The sequence below is a fragment of the Rhodobacteraceae bacterium S2214 genome (assembly GCA_025141675.1).
GTDB lineage: Bacteria > Pseudomonadota > Alphaproteobacteria > Rhodobacterales > Rhodobacteraceae > Yoonia.
The window spans coordinates 1,165,538-1,182,491 of the sequence record CP081161.1 but is presented as its reverse complement, the minus strand read 5'-3'; the positions used below and the strand labels follow the sequence as shown (position 1 = coordinate 1,182,491).

The following is a 16,954-nucleotide window of genomic DNA, read 5'->3' as shown; positions in this document are numbered from 1 at the left end:
TGACATGTCCTTTTTTGTATGTGATATTTAGGCGACCGCCGGCCTTCCCAGTGGTACGGGTCGCCAGAAACGCGCCATCGCTCAGCTTAAAACTTTCCAGAATTGCCCCATGCATCGCGCGGGCTAATTTCTTCTTCGTTCATCCACATTTCGACGATCTTGCCGCCTGCAATACGATAAAGGTCAAACACGGCGACTTCTTTACTCGCAGCGTAGCGTTTGCCGTAAGTGACAACGAAATCGCCCTGACCAACCAGTTGGAACAGCATTTCGTACCGACCTGCGTCGTCTGATTCCAACCACGTCGCCAAACCATCTAGGCCCGCACCGATAGGGGCAGCATGTTGGACTACGCCAGCGGAAACAAAGTTGCTTAGCTTTGACACGTTACCCTCTTGGCGGACCTGTTTGGTATATTCGAGCACGAGCGCTTTGTTCTCTTCAGTGTCCCCATTGATATCAACATCGGTGACGCCGCCGACCATGTCTTCGCCGGATTCTGTCTTGGCAACGTAGGGTGCAATTGTGTCCCAATGTTCGAGGATCAGACCGTCTTTGTCGGTGTAGAACAAATCCATTGTGACCCACTGCGCCGCCCCATCGTTGAGCGACTGATAGGCGCTGCACCAAACCCAACGACCGTCTTCCAAGATGCGTCTAATTTCGATCTCGCGCTTTGGATTACGTGCAACGAAAGGTTCGAAAAATTCAAGGAAGCCTTCAGCACCATCGCCCACGCCGGTGGAATGCTGTGTGTAACGATGCCCAGTGTTGCGCAGAACCGCCTCGCGGGCGTTGCCACCTGCGATGCCATCCAGATAGATGTCGCGTACGTTGTCCAGTCCTTTGCCCATGATGATCCGTCCCTTGTTATGGTTTCATTCGTCTGTGTGAAGTTCGCCGAAAGGCGCCCGCTTTCGGCCATCAGGCTGCGTGGTTTTGTTGAGCAGTGCCATGACCGTGTCGAATGAAGCTTGCGAAATTTCGGCCATGTCTTGTGACCCCGCTTTCTGCGATGACGTTGCGCGCGAACGCCCACGCCTCAACGGTATTGACGCAGGGGCAAGGTTATAAGTATGTCAATTTGGATCACACCATTCGGCTGAGGCGAACAATGATTGATAAGCTGCGTAGCATCGCGATCTTCGCGACAGTCATTGAGCAAGGCACGTTTAGGGCAGCGGCGCTCCACCTTGGTTTGGCACCGTCGCGCATAAGTGAGACAGTTTCCGAACTGGAAAAAAGCCTTGGCGTGACGTTGCTTTACCGTTCGACGCGGTCTTTGTCCCTGACGCAAGAAGGCAGGCTGCTTTACGAGAAGGCACAAGAAATGCTGATCGCGGCTGAACTTGGGCTAGACGCGATCAACCCCCAATCATCTGATCCACAAGGGGAGCTGCGGGTAACAGCACCCGCATTTATCACGCAAACCGAAATGATGGATCGTTTCGCGGACTTCTGCGCGGCTTATCCTCGGATCTTTCTTTCGCTGGATTTTTCGGATCGCCAACGCGATGTCATCAAGGATAACTATGATATCGCGATCAGGGCGGGTTGGTTGGAAGACAGTCAATTGATGAACCGCAAAGTCGGTATTACCGACCGTCTCCTTGTGGCCAGCCCCGCCTATGTTGAGCGGATGGGCTTGCCAGAACACCCTAAGGATTTGGAAGATTGGGAATGGATCCGCTTTTCCATGCGTCCCAACCAGACTGATCTAACGGATAAGGATGGCGAAACGGTCACGGTTTTAGGGCGATCCAAGATCCTCGTGAACACGGCCGACGCGCTATTCGAATTCGCAACGCGCGGTCTTGGTGTTACGGCTATACCGGAAAACCTTGCATGCCGTGGCCTTGGGCGCGGCGAACTTTTTCATGTCCTTCCTGAATGGACACTAAAGCCTTTGGGCCTACATGTTGTTTGGCCAGATCAATCGCGGCGCAACAATCTGACGATGACATTTGTACGGTTTCTGGCGCATCACTCTCCCGATCAATAGTGTTTCTCGCGCATCGCGCGGGCGGTATCCTGCAGAACAGATTCAAGGCTGCTTCGTTCAACGCTGACAGGTGCGGATCGCGACACGCTGACCCCAACGGGTCCGGACAACAACGGCGACGCAAGGGCCACAGCAACAAGACTGCCTGCCGCTAATTCATCGGCGACGACCCCGCGAGAGATGAACCAAATCGCATCCGACATTGCCACGATCTTGCGGCCTACCGGCAAAGCGACCGTTTCAATGTCGCCTCGCATTTCTGGCAACCCAATGCTCGCGAGATACCGTTCAACGGTCTGGGAAATCACGGCACCCGACGGGGGCAGGACCAATGGATACGCGGATACCGCACTTTCTGGGTTTTCTATGCCAAGAATAGGGTGACCCGGACGGCAAACCAGCACGACGTCTTCGATATAAAGCTGTTGAAAATTCACCCCTGCTCCAGCAGAACTTTCGGGCATGCGTCCCACCACAATGTCCAATTGACCGTCGCGTAGCTGGTTAAACAACAACCAGTTAGGTCCTGTCAGAATATGCAACCTCACCTGAGGCATCTCTGCACGAAACGTCAAAGCGGCACGTGGCACAAGTTCAGTCGCGGCCGTAGGCAAAACACCAACCTTGAGCTGCGACATCACATCGCCTGTCTTTGTCAGCCGATCGCGCCCCCGCATCAGTTCCAGCATCGACGCGCTTGCGTGACTTTGAAAAACGCGGCCCGCCTCATTTAGGCGCAACCCGCGACCAACGCGATCAAACAACCGCGTATCCAGCATGTCTTCCAGTTCCTTAAGGCTACGCGACACGGCAGGCTGGGTTACATTCAAGCGCGCAGATGCCACCGAAACACTTTCCGCGCGCGCGACTTCAAGGAACACGCGGACATGACGCAGGCGAAGATGATGATCCCAATACATACCAGAAATATTATGAATCAAGGCGAAATAATCAATACTAATCGCAAATCGGTAATGTAAAATACAGGCATTGATCAAAGTGGGGGCAATTGATGGACAAGACACGATTTTCTTCGGGAATGGAGGTACGTCGTTCCGTCTTGGGCGACGCTCACGTCGACCGCGCCGATGCCGCAAAGACCGACTTTGATGAACCTTTTCAAACGCTCATCACCGAAGGCGCGTGGGGTACCGTTTGGGCAAGCGATGCAATTGATCTGCGTGACAGATCAATGCTGACACTTGCCTTGCTTGCGGCGACCGGTAACTTTGATGAAATCCCGATGCATATTCGCGCAACTGCGAAAACCGGTGCGAGCAAGGATGATGTGATGCAGGCATTCCTGCACGTCGCCATTTACGCGGGCGTACCGAAGGCCAACCATGCCATCAAACTGGCGAAACAAACCTACGCAGAGATGGAGGCGGGCACCACATGACCAAACCCGGAGAATTCTACCAACGCGACCGCAACCTGCAGCCTCCAGCTTACACCTCAGGCTATAAGACGAGCGTGGCCCGCAGTCCCGGCTATGCAATGATATCGTTGCAAAATTCGGTGTCGGAAATCACAGGGCCTGTCTTTGGCCACAATGATATCGACCCAATCGACAACGACATGATCTTTAACTACGCGGCTGACGGCGAAAGCGCGATTGGTGAACGCATCATCATGCACGGGCGTGTGCTTGATGAAAACGCGCGACCTGTTCCCAACACACTTGTCGAAGCTTGGCAGGCCAACGCAGGTGGACGGTATCGGCACAAGAAAGACACCTACCTTGCTCCGATTGATCCCAATTTCGGCGGCTGCGGACGAACCATAACCGACGAGAACGGCTATTATTTTTTTCGTACTGTCAAACCGGGCGCCTACCCTTGGCGCAACTACGTCAACAGCTGGCGGCCAGCGCATATCCACTTGTCAGTTTTCGGGTCTGGCTTTTGTCAACGATTGATCACGCAGTGCTACTTTGAAGGCGATCCGTTGATCCCCAAGTGCCCTATCGTGCAAACGATCCCCGATCAGGACGCAATCGATCAGCTTGTCGCACGGCTGGATATGAACGCGACCATTCCGCTCGACAGTATCGCCTACAAATTCGACATCGTGTTGCGCGGACGACGCAGCACCCTGTTCGAAAACAGAATGGAGGGGAATTAAGATGTCGCAAACCCTTGATTACTTGAAAGAAACAGCGTCGCAAACTGCTGGTCCCTATGTTCATATCGGACTTGCGCCAGGTGCCGCGGGCTTTGACATCTACGACAATGAACTTGGGCACGATATCGTCGGTCCGAACGCCAAGGGCGACCGGATCCGCGTCGAAGGAGTTGTAACTGATGGAACAGGTGCCGCAGTTAAAGACGTCTTGATCGAAGTTTGGCAAGCCAATGCAGACGGGTTCTACGCCCATCCAGAAGGCGGCGGCGAAGTCGAAGACGGTTTTCGCGGTTGGGGCCGCGTTATCTCTGATTTCGACACCGGCGAATGGTCGTTTGAGACGGTCAAACCTGGCAGCACTTCGGGCCGCGACAAGTCTAAACAGGCCCCACACCTCAACCTGTGGATCGTGGCGCGCGGCATCAACATCGGACTAAACACACGCATGTATTTCAGCGACGAGGATGCCGCAAACGCAGCCGATCCGGTGTTGAACCTGATCGAATGGGTCGATCGCCGCAAAACCTTGATTGCTGCCCGCACTGAAACAGACGGAACGACAGTCTACCGTTTCGATATCCGGCTTCAGGGCGAAAACGAAACCGTGTTTTTCGATGTCTAAGGAACGCGAAATGACATCTCCCTGCATCATTTGTGTTGCGATCACAGGGTCGTTGCCGACCAAGGCCAACAACCCTGCCGTACCGATTACGGTCAGTGAACAGATTGAATCGACCCATGCCGCGTTCGAAGCAGGCGCTTCAATCGTGCATGCCCATGTGCGCAACGACGATCAAACGCCGTCATCCGACCCCGAGAAATTCGTAGCCTTGAAAGAGGGCGTTGAAAAGCACTGTCCGGGCATGATCACCCAGTTTTCGACCGGCGGTCGTTCAGGAGCAGGCAAATCACGCGGCGGTATGCTGTCGCTGGGCCCTGACATGGCTTCAATCTCCGTCGGATCCTGTAACTTTCCAACGCGGGTCTATGAAAATGCACCTGACCTCGTGGATTGGCTCGCGTCAGAAATGCGGACCTACGACATCAAACCTGAGGTCGAAGCGTTTGATCTGAGCCATATTCTTCAGGCTGCTGCAATGCACGCACGCGGCGAAATCGTGGACATTCCTTACGTACAGTTCGTGATGGGCGTCAAAAACGCGATGCCTGTCGATCGCAACGTTTTTGACTACTACATCCAGACTGTTCACCGCCTTTTCGGACCTGACGCTGCGTGGTGCGCCGCTGGCATCGGGTCACATCAAGCCACGCTGAACGAATGGTCCATCTCGTCAGGTGGACACGCGCGCACTGGCCTTGAAGACAACGTGCGGCTTGATCGTGACACCCTTGCCCCATCAAATGCAGCGCTCGTGGAACGCACTGCTAGCATTTGCGAAAAATACGGACGCCCCGTGGCGACACCGGCGCAAGCCCGCAGCATCCTAGGATTACGACCAATCGGCAGCGAGACCGCCTGATGCCCCATTTCGTGACCGTCAATGAGCGATTACACCATTACGCCCACCACAAAGGTGCTGGCGCGCGCGCAGTAGTGTTCGCCAATTCGCTAGGCACGGACATGCGCATTTGGAGCCAAGTTTGCGCCAATCTGCCGCCGGAAATACCCACGTTGACCTATGACAAATCCGGACATGGCTTGACCCAAGGTGGGGCTGGTTCAATCGCCGCCCTCGCGCAAGACCTTGCGGCTCTTATGGATCAGTTAAACCTGCGCGACGCGCTAATATGCGGCGTGTCTGTTGGCGGGCAAATCGCACAGGCGCTGGCATTTGCGCGCCCCGACCTCGTGGCAGGTCTGGTGCTTTGCAACACCGGTTACAAGATTGGCACGGCGGATCTTTGGGCCACACGGATCGCGACACTGAAACAAGACGGTCTAGACGCAATGGCGGAAGGCATTATCGAACGTTGGTTTTCCGCTGACTTTCGCCGGAGCCACCCGGAAGCAATAGCGGGTTACCGCCTGATGCTGACCCGTACACCGCAGGAAGGCTATGCAGCTGTTTGTGGTGCAATCAGGGACGCCGATTTAAGTAACGGCACCAGTCAGTTGACCTGCCCAGCGCTGTGCGTTGCGGGCGGTGATGATCTTGCGACCCCACCTGATGTCGTCGAAGCCCTTGCCGCACTCATTCCGGATGCGCAAAGCACTTGCTATAAAGGCATAGGCCATTTGCCCTGCATCGAAGCGCCCTCCCGTCTGGCAGCCGACATCGTAGCGCATTATGCGCATCTGCCATGACGTCTGTATTTGATCATCCGTGGCTCGGCGGCCTGTTTCGCGACGATGATATCGCCGCAATCTGGTCTGGCGACGCACAACTTTCCCACATGCGTGCCTTCGAAGCTGCTCTGGCGAAAGCACTCGAGGCGTGCGGCAAGGTCCCTGCCGGACAAGGCGAATTAGCCGCACACGCCATCGACATCACTATGATCGACATGAATGCGTTGGCCCAAGGCACAACCCGCGATGGCGTGCCGGTGCCAAATTTTGTGAAACAACTTCGCGCGGCTGCGGGCGATGCAGCGGCGGCTGTCCATACAGGTGCCACGTCGCAAGACGTGATGGACACGGCTTTGGCGCTGACCTTGCGCAAAACGTCCGATCTGCTGACTGGACGCCTGACCGCGCTTCACGACGCGTTGTCCGAACTGAAACGAACTCAGGGGTCCCACGACATGATGGGGCGCACACGCATGCAGGCCGCCATGCCAATCAAGACGGCCCATCGGATTGATGCGTGGTTGCGCCCGATCAATGGTCACATTCAAGCGCTCAGCACCCTGCGCCCGCAGGTAGAATGCCTGCAACTGGGCGGCGCTGTCGGAGACGGAGCAGCCTTCGCAGGACAACGGGATGACGTTGCAACCCACATGGCCCACTCTCTCGACCTGACCGACGCTAACAATTGGCACACAGACCGCACAGCTATCGCAGATTACGCCAATCGACTGTCTCTGATTTCAGGAACACTGGGCAAATTCGGTCAAGACATTGCCCTAATGGCACAGCAAGGCATCGACGAGGTGCGCCTGTCCGGTGGCGGCGGGTCGTCCGCCATGCCCCACAAATCCAATCCTGTCTTGGCCGAACTTCTGGTCACACTTGCACGCTACAACGCAACCCAAATTTCGGGCATGCATCACGCTCTGGTTCATGAACAAGAACGCTCAGGTGCTGCATGGGCACTTGAATGGATGATCCTTCCAAACATAACCGCGGCGACAGCGCGCGGTTTGTCGGCGGCTAATGAGTTGTGCGAGAAAATTGAAGATATTGGCTGTCGAGAGAGCTAGCGCGCGCGATAGTTTCGCGAATTTTTTGAACCTTCAGCACGTGGCCTTTTTAGTTCTCATTACTGCAGTGTTTTCTCGCCAGTGGTATTACGCGGAGCAATGTCCCGAAAAGGAGGCAAGCATTATTCATCTCAAGTTAAGATCAGGATCGTGCTTGATAGCCTGCGCGGCGAGGACGGCATTGCAAACAGCCGACAGCGGAGCTTTTTATCCCCCGCTGCACGCATTCGCAGCGTGAAGGTTATTGCACCACGCCAGCGCAGTCTGACCACATCAACACCAGGAAATAATTGCTACAAGCGAAGCTCTGATGCCTCGTCAAAATGGCCCTGAACTTTCCTAGATGTCCCCGCTGCAGCTGCATCCTAAATCTTCTGTTTCATTTGATGGCAAACAGGCGCGAACATGCCGTTGCGTGATGTGTTTGTCCGTCGATTTGTCGAGCGTTTCAATGCGATCAAGTCCGTTCGGTGCTTTCATCTGCGCACCACTCGTTTCCTTTGGGCAGCATATCCGAAAGATGACAGCGATCCCTTACGTCAAGCCAAACATCCGCCTCATTCCGATCACAAAGCGTTGGTTAATACGCCGAACCCTCCGAGCAGTTTTTGAGGGTAGCGTATGGTGAAATGGTTGTCGGTTGTTGGAAGAATTTCTGTCGCCAATCACTGCGTTTGAGTGGTTTCAGGAGAAGATCTAATGGCTTTAAATCTCACAAAAAATGGCGCGGCTCTCGCGCTCATCACGTTTGCTGCCGGTGCAGTACCAATGTCCGTTCTTGCGGATGAAATTACGCTAAAATCTGCGGATGGTACGGTTAACCTCGTTGGCGAATTCGTCGAATTTACAGACAACAACTACGTCATCCGCACAGGTCTTGGTGATCTGCGGATTGCTGCGTCCCGCGTCCGCTGTGAAGGCGATGCTTGCCCGTCTTTCGAGACAGCAACTGCGGACATCCACATTGCAGGTTCCGATACAGTCGGTCTTGGCATGATGCCACTGCTTCTGTCGGGCTATGCGGCACACCTTGACGCCGAAGCGACAGTTGTTGCGACCGGTAACGATCAAGATATCTTGGCAAACTTCGTCTCAGATGGCGGTTTCGGTGACGAGATCGGGTCATATTTGGTGTCCGCAACTGGTTCGAACGATGCCTTTGCAACGCTTTTGGACGGCACATCCCAGATTGGCATGTCGTCGCGCCGCATCACACCGCCAGAAGCACGCGCATTGCGCGACAGCGGCGCAGGCAACATGGTGAGCCCCGGCCAAGAACACATTCTTGCGGTTGATAGCCTCGTTGTCATCCTGCACCCAAACAACCCTGTTCAGGAAATCACTACAGCGCAATTGGCTGACATCTATGCAGGTAACATCACGAACTGGTCTGAATTGGGCGGTAACGACGCGCCGATCACACTGATGAGCCACACTGACGGGTCCGGCACACGTTCCACTTTTGATGAACGCATCTTCGGTGAAACAAACGGCGCTGTCGCTGCTTCAGCGATCGCTGTTGATGGCAGCAACGAAATGGCCGCAGCTGTGAATAACGACGAAAATGCTATTGGCTATGTCGGTTACGCATTCCAGCGTGGTGCTAAGGCAGTGACACTGGTGAACGAGTGCGGGATCAGCATGACGCCTGACGCGTTCTCAGCGAAGACCGAAGAATACGCGCTGCAACGTCGCCTGTACCTCTACAACCGTGGCGATGCCGTCGATGATACAGCACTGAACCTGATCAACTACGCGATTTCAAGCGACGCCGACGGCGTTATTGCAAAGTCCGGCTTTATTGATCTTGGCGTGCAAGCCCGCGCACAAAGCCTTGATGGCGACCGTGCCCGTTCATTGCTTGACCCGTCTGTTGATGCTTTCGAAGGCGGCGTTATGCGCGAAATGCTCGGTCAGATGGTCGACTATGATCGTCTGTCCACCACGTTCCGCTTCGGTACAGGGTCATCCCGACTGGACGAACGGAGCCGCGTCGATATGGCCCGTCTGACGGATTACCTCGAAGCGAAACCGGAAGGCACGAAAGTGATGATCGTAGGTTTCACAGATTCACTTGGCGCGTTTGAAAGCAACCGGACTTTGTCCGTTGGCCGTGCAGAACAAGTGATGCAGGAACTGGTAGCGCAAGCCGACGGTCGCCTGACCGGGATCGATTTCGCTGCCGCTGGTTACGGTGAAATCGCGCCGACGGCGTGTAACACTGCGGAAGACGGCCGTGCGATCAACCGCCGCGTGGAAGTATGGATCGAAGCCAGCAACGACGCCTAAGGATAGGTCAGGTTGCGAAGCCATCGCAGCCTGAACCACTTGCTACGGCCTGCTTTGCAGGTCGTAGCGACCTTGATCTTTCACTTTAATCTTGGGGGTGCCCTACATCCCCATGAAGGACATCTCATGTTGAACAAGCTTTCCAAAGGCACGCGTGGATTGTCGCTAGCGTTACTTGCCAGCGCGGCGTTCGTGCCAACAGCACATGCACAATCAATCTCAGAAGACTCTTATTCAGGCAGCAAAGCCCGCGTAAACCAATCCGCAAAGCTGCGGACGTACAGCGAAGAAGTTGCTGCCGCCACCTGCCGCGTCGCAAATGACCTTGACCCTGAAGCGGCCTCCGAAGACCTGACGCGTATTCGGTCCAACGTAACAGCTATCCTGGCGGGCCTACGCGACGGTGATCCGGCACTGGGCATCCCTTCCGGGGAAACATCCAGCAGCGGCATCAAATCAATCGCTGCTGTCAACGAAATCTGGACGCAAATCGACGCAGCAGCCGCAAAGATCACTGATAACCACGGTGACACTGAAAGTTTGAATTTGGTGGCAACGTCATTCGCCGAATTGTCCGAACGCACATCAGTTCTGGCATCTGACATTTCCGGCGCGCATTCCGATCCGCTGGAGTTGCTGCAGGGTGACGCAATTACACTGAACTTCGTCGGTCGTCAGACCACGTTGTTGGATCAAATGGATCGTATCGTCTGCGGCATGGCAACCGGCAACGCGGCCTTCGGAACCGCCGAAGACCTGACGGCCTCCATTGAACTGTTTGAGCTGTCCTTGAATGCACTGCGCAACGGTTACAGCGACGCTGGCATCGCACCACCGCCGAATGACGCGGTCGCACAAAGCCTTGAAGAAGTGCACAAGCATTGGATCGAAGAAAAGGCCATTCTGGAAGATATCGTTGTAAACGGTGGAACTGCCGAAAGCGTTGTGGAAGTCGCTGCCTTTACACGGGTCCTTTTGAAGGACGTTTACAACACCATGACTCTGTATTTGATCGCAACGCCCGGCCAAGAAGGCGTTTACCGCTTGCCGGTCAATACCTATGCGACTGGTGAATTGTCTGGATGGTTGGACGACGCTGACATGATCGCTGCGATCAACGCGCAGAACGCCGCACATGCTGATTTGACAGAAGCCGATATCATCGCGCTCGACCAAGACTGGCGTGCGCAGGCAGATGCAGGCGGTGAATTGATTTCCAAGCTGCTCGACCACGATGTGTCAGCATGGTTGCGTGATCAACAAGCCGGTACAGCAGGCTTGGTGACGGAAGTCTTTATCATGGACAACCGCGGCCTAAACGTCGCACAAAGCGTAAAGACGTCAGACTATTGGCAAGGCGACGAAGCCAAATGGCAACAAACTTTTGCTGAAGACGACGCAGAGATGCACATCGCCGAAATCGAATTCGACGACAGCACCGGCTACTATCAAACACAGGCCTCAATGCCGATTTTTGATCCTGCTACAAATGAAAAAATTGGCGCGATCACATTCGGGATTAATGTGCAAAGCTTGATGTAAACCCGCCTAATTTCATTAAAGAGCAAGGCCGCAGGTAAAACGTGCGGCCTTGTTTTGTTGTGCCGGACGTCAAAATTCGTTGGACGGATTTAATTAAGAGAAAATTACCAACCAATTGAACCGAACGGCACCGATAGGTAGAATTCAGCCAACGTCTTCGGTCCAACCTACAAGCATCGATTAACAGAATCGCCGCTGCTAAAATCGATCAATCATCCAAAACGAATGTAATTTTTAAGGCTACCCGGTATTCGGTGATTTTACCGTCTGTCACGATGACCTTTTGGTCTGCAACCCAAGCGCTCGTGATGCCCTTAAGTGTCTTGGCCGCACGCGCAACGCCATTCTCAACGGCGTCATCAAACGATTTCGTGGAGGATGAAATAACTTCTGTAACTTTCGCAATAGACATAACGGTCTCCTTTGATTGGGCTCAATAAAGAGCCAGATGCTTAAACTGTAGTTTGCAAACGATCCTTTTTACCACCCTTGATATGACGATAGGAAAAGCGGCGCCTAGTTAATGCGACCATTGATCCAACCCCGGCCAATATACGCATTGTCCACGCAGAATGAATCCGCCCTTGGACTTTGCGTGCTTTCGCTGCGGCAACGCGAATGCCCGCAAAAAGAAAAATAGACGCCTGATTTCCGGCGGCATGATGTTGGGGCAACTGCTATGGTTCAGTCATGCTATTTGACCTTCCAGATCACGAAACGCTCTACCAAGCTCTATTAGACCGCAACGCGGCCTATGATGGGCCGGCCTATGTTGGCGTTTCGACAACGGGCGTTTTCTGCCGTCTGACCTGTCCTGCGCGCAAACCCAAGACGGAAAACTGTACTTTCTATGCTTCGGTGGGAGAGTGTATTGAGGCAGGTTTTCGCGCTTGCAAACGTTGCCATCCATTACAACCAATGGCGTCCGCCGACCCATCAATTGCAGCACTTTTGGCAGCACTGGATGAACGCCCTGAGTACCGTTGGTCAGAGAACGACATTAATCGCTTGGGCTTTGACCTATCGACCGTCAGGCGAAGTTTCAAACGGCACTTTGGGATGACATTCCTTGAGATGGCACGGCAACGTCGACTTCGTGACGGTTTTGAAACTATATCTGATGGGGGCAAAGTCATTGATGCCCAACTGGACGCCGGATTTGAGTCTGCCAGCGCGTTCTGCGGGTCATTTTCTAAACTCTTGGGGCGTGCGCCAGGCAGGCTGGATAGCACCCCCATGTTATTTGACGACTGGATTGAAACGCCGCTTGGGTCAATGATCGCCGTTTGCAGCAAGTCGCAGATGCATCTACTGGAGTTCTTGGATCGGAAGGCTCTGAAAGCCGAGCTTGGCAAGCTGGACACGCTTGTAAAGGGCAGGATCGGGATCGGGAAGACGCAAGCCGGAGAACAGATCAAAAGTGAGTTGGCCCAATTCTTTGACGGGGATTTTACAAATTTTTCAACGCCGTTGGCTTACGGTGGGTCGGCTTTTGCACAAAGTGTTTGGGACGAACTGCGACTGATCCCGCCCGGACAGACACGCAGTTATTCGGAAATCGCCAAACGCATTGGACGTCCGCCTGCCACACGCGCTGTCGCGCGCGCGAATGGTGCCAATCAGATCGCGCTCGTTGTGCCCTGTCACAGGGTGATCGGCGCGGACGGGTCGCTAACAGGGTATGGCGGCGGCCTTTGGCGCAAACAAAAGCTGCTCGAAATCGAGAAACACTACCGGACGACATCTAAGAAAAATGCACAATGACAGACCAAGCAACCAAAGCCGCGCAATTCAAGGCGCTTCACGTTAAGGGTGACCCGCTCGTTCTCTACAATATATGGGATGCGGGCGGCGCGAAAACTTTGGCGGACGTTGGCGCAAAGGCATCGGCAACCGGAAGCTGGTAGATGGCGGCTGCGCATGGAATTGAAGATGGAGAAGACATTCTGCTTGATTTGGTCGTGCAAATTGTCGAGCGTATCGCGTCGTCCGTTGAACTGCCTCTCACTTTGGCCATTGAACGCGGTTAGGTACATAGCCTGCGGACAACGCAGGCGAATGCATCCAAGACAGTGCAAGCACGGTTTCCCGCGGTCGTGTAGGCCACACCCGGCTTTGTATTTTGGTGGAATTGACATGGTACGTCTTTGGAAACGTATGGCGAACCATGCATGCAAAGTGTCCTTCTTGATGCATGTATTGCGGTTTGGAAGTTCAGCTTTTCACCAAACTTCTAAACTATTTCCGACGTCTCGGCATGCCACGGTTCAAACGAAACGCAAATCAATCGTCCAATATTGATGTTGGTTCTTGCGAGGTGAGATGGGGTTGAATCCCATTGGCGTATGCTGGCCGGGCACAAATCTGACACGGCGGCGACCTTCGGCTTCCAGATCATTGACCGGACGGGTTTCATGCGATCTGCCTCCGACGTGCGACACCGAATACGTCAAACCGCCAACCGATCGGCCCACTGTTTTGTCATAAATGTCAAAAACCAGTGGGGCATGTGACGGTATTGTCGGGTGCAGCGATGACCACGGTTGCCAACTACGGAACCGGACGCCCGCACCGCGCAAGTTCGGGCCGTAGTCGCGCAGGGGAACTTCGACTTGGTTACAGGTCAGGATGTAGCGGTCCGACCAAGGCCCCTCGATCGTGGCCTCGACCCGTTCCAGCGAACTGTCGACATAACGTGACGTGCCGCCGCCGGTGCTTTCTTCGCCCAAAACCAGCCAAGGCTCAATGGCGTTGCGCAACCGCAGGGTCATGCCTTCGACCTGTACCGAACCGACCTCTGGAAAGCGGAATTCGTACTGGGCGTCATACCAGTCATCACGGAAAGGAAAGCCATGTGCGGCGGACAGATCCGACAGCACCTCTCTGAAATCTGTCATCACATGATGTGGCAATAGATATTTGTCGTGCAGCGTGTCGCCCCACGGGATCAGCGGTTCAGTGTAGGGTTTCTCCCAGAACCAAGAAAGCAATGCGCGGATCACCAAGGCCTGTGCCATCGACATCTGCCAATGGGGTGGCATTTCAAAGCCGCGAAATTCGACAAGACCAAGCCTGCCAGTGGGGCTATCGGGCGAGAACATCTTGTCGATACAAATCTCGGCACGGTGCGTATTGCCGGTCAAATCTGTAAGCAAATGACGCAAAATGCGATCCGCCAGCCAGGGGGCAGATTGGCCGGTTTCCTGCATACGCGCAAGTTCGGTCAACGCGATTTCCATCTCATAGACGTTGCCTGACCGTCCTTCGTCAAACCGCGGCGCTTGTGATGTGGGGCCAATAAATGTGCCTGAGAACAGGTAGGACAGCGAAGGGTGGCGCTGCCAATAGCGCACGACTGATGCCGCCAAATCGGGTCGCCGCAGGAACGGGCTATCGGCGGGTGTTTGGCCACCCACGACGATATGGTTGCCGCCACCTGATCCTGTCAGCCGTCCATCGACCATGAAAGTAAAGCTATCAAGACCGCATTGCCGTGCCTCTTCATACAGCGCTTCGGTGATTTGACGCAAAGCAGACCAGTCGCCGGCAGGATGAATGTTGACCTCGATCACACCGGGATCGGGGGTCACGCGGATCACGTTCAACGATGGGTCACGCGGCGGTTCATACCCTTCGATGCGTACAGCAAGGTCCATGTCCTGTGCGGCCTCTTCGGCAGCTTCGATCAGATCAAGGTATTCATCCGCCGACCCCGTGGGTGGCATAAAGACATGTAGGATACCATCGCGCGCTTCGACCGTGAGCGCAGTGCGGATGGGCATGCCCTCTTCCCAGAACTGCTGCTCGCCCGCGATCCAATCGTCAGAGGCACCAATGTCGCGCAACCAGTAGTCGGCCTGATGTTCTTGTGCCGGACCAGCGGCCCCGCCCATCGCGTTTTGCATCACACGTTGCGATGGCGGCGGTGGGGCGCGGCGCGCCATTGGATCGCGCACAAAGGGTTTGTCGATGCGTTTGCGTTTGCCGCGTTTGTCCTTTTCGCCTTTGCGCAAAGTTCCCAGCGGAAGCCGTAAACCTGCAGGGCTATCACCCGGAGTCAGGAACAATTTGCCACGTCGCGTCGTCCATCGTTCGGACGCCCATTTGAAACGGCGGGCACCGGATGCCTTGGCCTGCGCCAATTGCAGCGGGATAGCGTAGCTTGAAGGCGCCGAAAGGCCGTTATTCATCATGCGAATTAGACGCGCGCGTTCTTGTGGATCTTCGAGTTCGCTGTCTTCAGGCGTGACATCTTCGGGCAACAGCGCCTCTGTGCCCATAAAGTGCATAGGGTCTTCGTAGATATCGTGGACGAATTCATCATCCAGCCCAAGGTTCTCGGCCAGCTTTGTCGCAAATGCGCCTGCTGTTTCCGCGTCCGCAGTACCGGTGCCTTCCTTGGCAATGCGACCAACATCTGACCAGAGCGGCAGACCGTCGCCACGCCAGATGATCGAATAGGCCCAACGTGGTAGCGGTTCTCCCGGATACCACTTGCCTTGCCCGTGGTGCAGCACACCATGCGGCGCGAAGCGCTCGTGAAGCCGCCGCAGCAGATCATCCGCATAATCGCGTTTGGTGGGGCCAACGGCGTCGGTTGTCCATTCGGCACCGTCGCGATCATTGGCCGAAATAAATGTAGGTTCCCCGCCCATGGTCAGGCGCATGTCTTGGGCTTGCAGCTTGTTTTCGATGGACTGTCCGGCGCGGTCGATTTCGGCCCATTGTTCTGGCGATAGTGGACGTGTCACACGCGGTGGTTCAGCGATGCGGGTCACTGACATTTCAAAGCCAAATGTGACCTCGGCTTCGTCATGCGCCCCAGAGATTGCAGCAGCTGAACTCGGTTCTGGCGTTGCTGCCAGCGGAACATGGCCTTCGCCTGCGAATAAGCCAGATGTCGGGTCCATTCCGACCCAGCCCGCGCCGGGCAGATATACCTCGGTCCAAGCGTGCAGATCGGTAAAGTCTTCTGTCGGGCCTTCGGGACCATGCAGCGGTTTCTGGTCAGAGGTCAGCTGGATCAAATAACCCGACACGAACCGCGCGGCGTATCCCAATTGGCGGAACATGGCGACCATCAGCCACGCGCTGTCACGGCACGACCCGAGCGCTTTGTTAATCGTCTCGGACGGGCGCTGCACTCCCGGTTCCATGCGGATCGTGTAGTCGATGGCGTTGGCCACATATTGGTTCAGGGCCACAAGCCAGTCGTTGGTCGTGCCCTCTTGCACAGGAGCCTTGGCCACAAAATCCATAAACGCGTCACCGCGCGCGACCTTGCGCAGATACGGGCGCAGATCTTTTGCCAAGGCTTTATCATAGGCGAACGGAACATTTTCAGCCGCGGCATCAAGGAAAAAATCGAACGGATTGATGGCGACCAAATCGACCACCAAATCCACGGTGACGGATAATTCGCGCGTCGCTTCGGGGAAAACCAGTCGGGCTTGCCAATTGGAATAGGCGTCTTGCTGCCAATTCAGATAGTGGTTTTTGGGTTCAATTTTCAGGCTGTAGCTTTGAACCGGCGTGCGCGTATGTGGTGCCGGGCGAAGCCGTACGACATGCGGCGCGAGCGTTACCAATCTGTCGTAAGAATAAGTCGTTTTGTGCGAAAGTGCCACTTTTATCGACATAAGTACATTTGTTCCTTAAGCTTTTGATAACGCGGCT

At 54.9% G+C, this 16,954-nt stretch carries 14 protein-coding genes and 1 pseudogene; 11 read left to right on the top strand and 4 right to left on the bottom strand.

Translation table 11 applies throughout. The annotated features are described in order from the left end of the window. Positions 1-86: 86 nt before the first annotated feature. Positions 87-854, bottom strand: coding sequence for a nuclear transport factor 2 family protein (locus K3729_05900; protein ID UWR00306.1), 768 nt, complete (start codon positions 852-854; stop codon positions 87-89). 260 nt (positions 855-1,114) lie between these two features. On the opposite strand from K3729_05900, the gene K3729_05895 reads away from it, so the two are divergent. Continuing rightward, on the top strand, positions 1,115-2,002 hold the full coding sequence (locus K3729_05895) for a LysR family transcriptional regulator (protein UWR00305.1): 888 nt from the start codon (positions 1,115-1,117) through the stop codon (positions 2,000-2,002). Here K3729_05895 and K3729_05890 read toward each other — a convergent pair. Further along, on the bottom strand, positions 1,996-2,943 hold the full coding sequence (locus tag K3729_05890; protein UWR00304.1) for a LysR family transcriptional regulator: 948 nt from the start codon (positions 2,941-2,943) through the stop codon (positions 1,996-1,998). The genes K3729_05895 and K3729_05890 overlap by 7 nt on opposite strands. Positions 2,944-3,014: 71 nt before the next feature. On the opposite strand from K3729_05890, the gene pcaC reads away from it, so the two are divergent. The 8 genes from pcaC (at position 3,015) to K3729_05850 (ending at position 11,278) form a co-directional block, all read left to right on the top strand. Further along, positions 3,015-3,401, top strand: a complete 387-nt coding sequence (gene pcaC, locus K3729_05885) for a 4-carboxymuconolactone decarboxylase (protein UWR00303.1) — start codon at positions 3,015-3,017, stop codon at positions 3,399-3,401. Beyond that, the gene (pcaH, locus tag K3729_05880) at positions 3,398-4,126 is read left to right on the top strand and encodes a protocatechuate 3,4-dioxygenase subunit beta (protein UWR00302.1); all 729 of its coding nucleotides are present in this window, start codon (positions 3,398-3,400) and stop codon (positions 4,124-4,126) included. Before pcaC ends, pcaH begins: the two co-directional genes overlap by 4 nt. Position 4,127: 1 nt before the next feature. Beyond that, positions 4,128-4,748, top strand: a complete 621-nt coding sequence (pcaG, locus tag K3729_05875) for a protocatechuate 3,4-dioxygenase subunit alpha (protein ID UWR00301.1) — start codon at positions 4,128-4,130, stop codon at positions 4,746-4,748. Positions 4,749-4,758: 10 nt separating this feature from the next. Beyond that, positions 4,759-5,607 carry a 3-keto-5-aminohexanoate cleavage protein gene (locus tag K3729_05870; protein UWR00300.1) on the top strand — a complete coding sequence of 283 codons (849 nt, stop codon included), beginning with the start codon at positions 4,759-4,761 and terminating at the stop codon, positions 5,605-5,607. Then, entirely contained in the window at positions 5,607-6,392 is a 786-nt protein-coding gene (gene pcaD / locus K3729_05865; GenBank protein ID UWR00299.1) for a 3-oxoadipate enol-lactonase, read from the top strand. Before K3729_05870 ends, pcaD begins: the two co-directional genes overlap by 1 nt. Further along, positions 6,389-7,447 (top strand): 3-carboxy-cis,cis-muconate cycloisomerase, encoded by a 1,059-nt coding sequence (locus tag K3729_05860; protein UWR00298.1) that lies wholly within the window; start codon positions 6,389-6,391, stop codon positions 7,445-7,447. The genes pcaD and K3729_05860 overlap by 4 nt, the downstream gene beginning before the upstream one ends. Before the next feature lie 699 nt (positions 7,448-8,146). After that, a complete protein-coding gene (locus K3729_05855; protein ID UWR00297.1) occupies positions 8,147-9,736 on the top strand; it encodes a phosphate ABC transporter substrate-binding/OmpA family protein in 1,590 nt (529 codons plus the stop codon). Between the two features lie 126 nt (positions 9,737-9,862). Beyond that, positions 9,863-11,278: a type IV pili methyl-accepting chemotaxis transducer N-terminal domain-containing protein gene (locus tag K3729_05850; protein UWR00296.1), complete on the top strand. Its 1,416-nt coding sequence runs from the start codon at positions 9,863-9,865 to the stop codon at positions 11,276-11,278. A gap of 208 nt (positions 11,279-11,486) precedes the next feature. Here the strand turns inward: K3729_05850 and K3729_05845 are convergent, their stop codons facing one another. Continuing rightward, positions 11,487-11,690, bottom strand: coding sequence for a dodecin family protein (locus K3729_05845; GenBank protein ID UWR00295.1), 204 nt, complete (start codon positions 11,688-11,690; stop codon positions 11,487-11,489). Positions 11,691-11,968: 278 nt separating this feature from the next. Here K3729_05845 and K3729_05840 point away from each other — a divergent pair, with 278 nt between their 5' ends. Together K3729_05840 and K3729_05835 are read left to right on the top strand one after the other, a co-directional pair. Then, positions 11,969-13,042 (top strand): trifunctional transcriptional activator/DNA repair protein Ada/methylated-DNA--[protein]-cysteine S-methyltransferase, encoded by a 1,074-nt coding sequence (locus K3729_05840; protein ID UWR00294.1) that lies wholly within the window; start codon positions 11,969-11,971, stop codon positions 13,040-13,042. Next, positions 13,039-13,308: pseudogene (locus K3729_05835) on the top strand (isocitrate lyase/phosphoenolpyruvate mutase family protein). Before K3729_05840 ends, K3729_05835 begins: the two are co-directional and overlap by 4 nt. A gap of 237 nt (positions 13,309-13,545) precedes the next feature. Here K3729_05835 and K3729_05830 read toward each other — a convergent pair. Then, positions 13,546-16,917 carry a transglutaminase family protein gene (locus K3729_05830; GenBank protein ID UWR00293.1) on the bottom strand — a complete coding sequence of 1,124 codons (3,372 nt, stop codon included), beginning with the start codon at positions 16,915-16,917 and terminating at the stop codon, positions 13,546-13,548. Between the last annotated feature and the right edge of the window lie 37 nt (positions 16,918-16,954).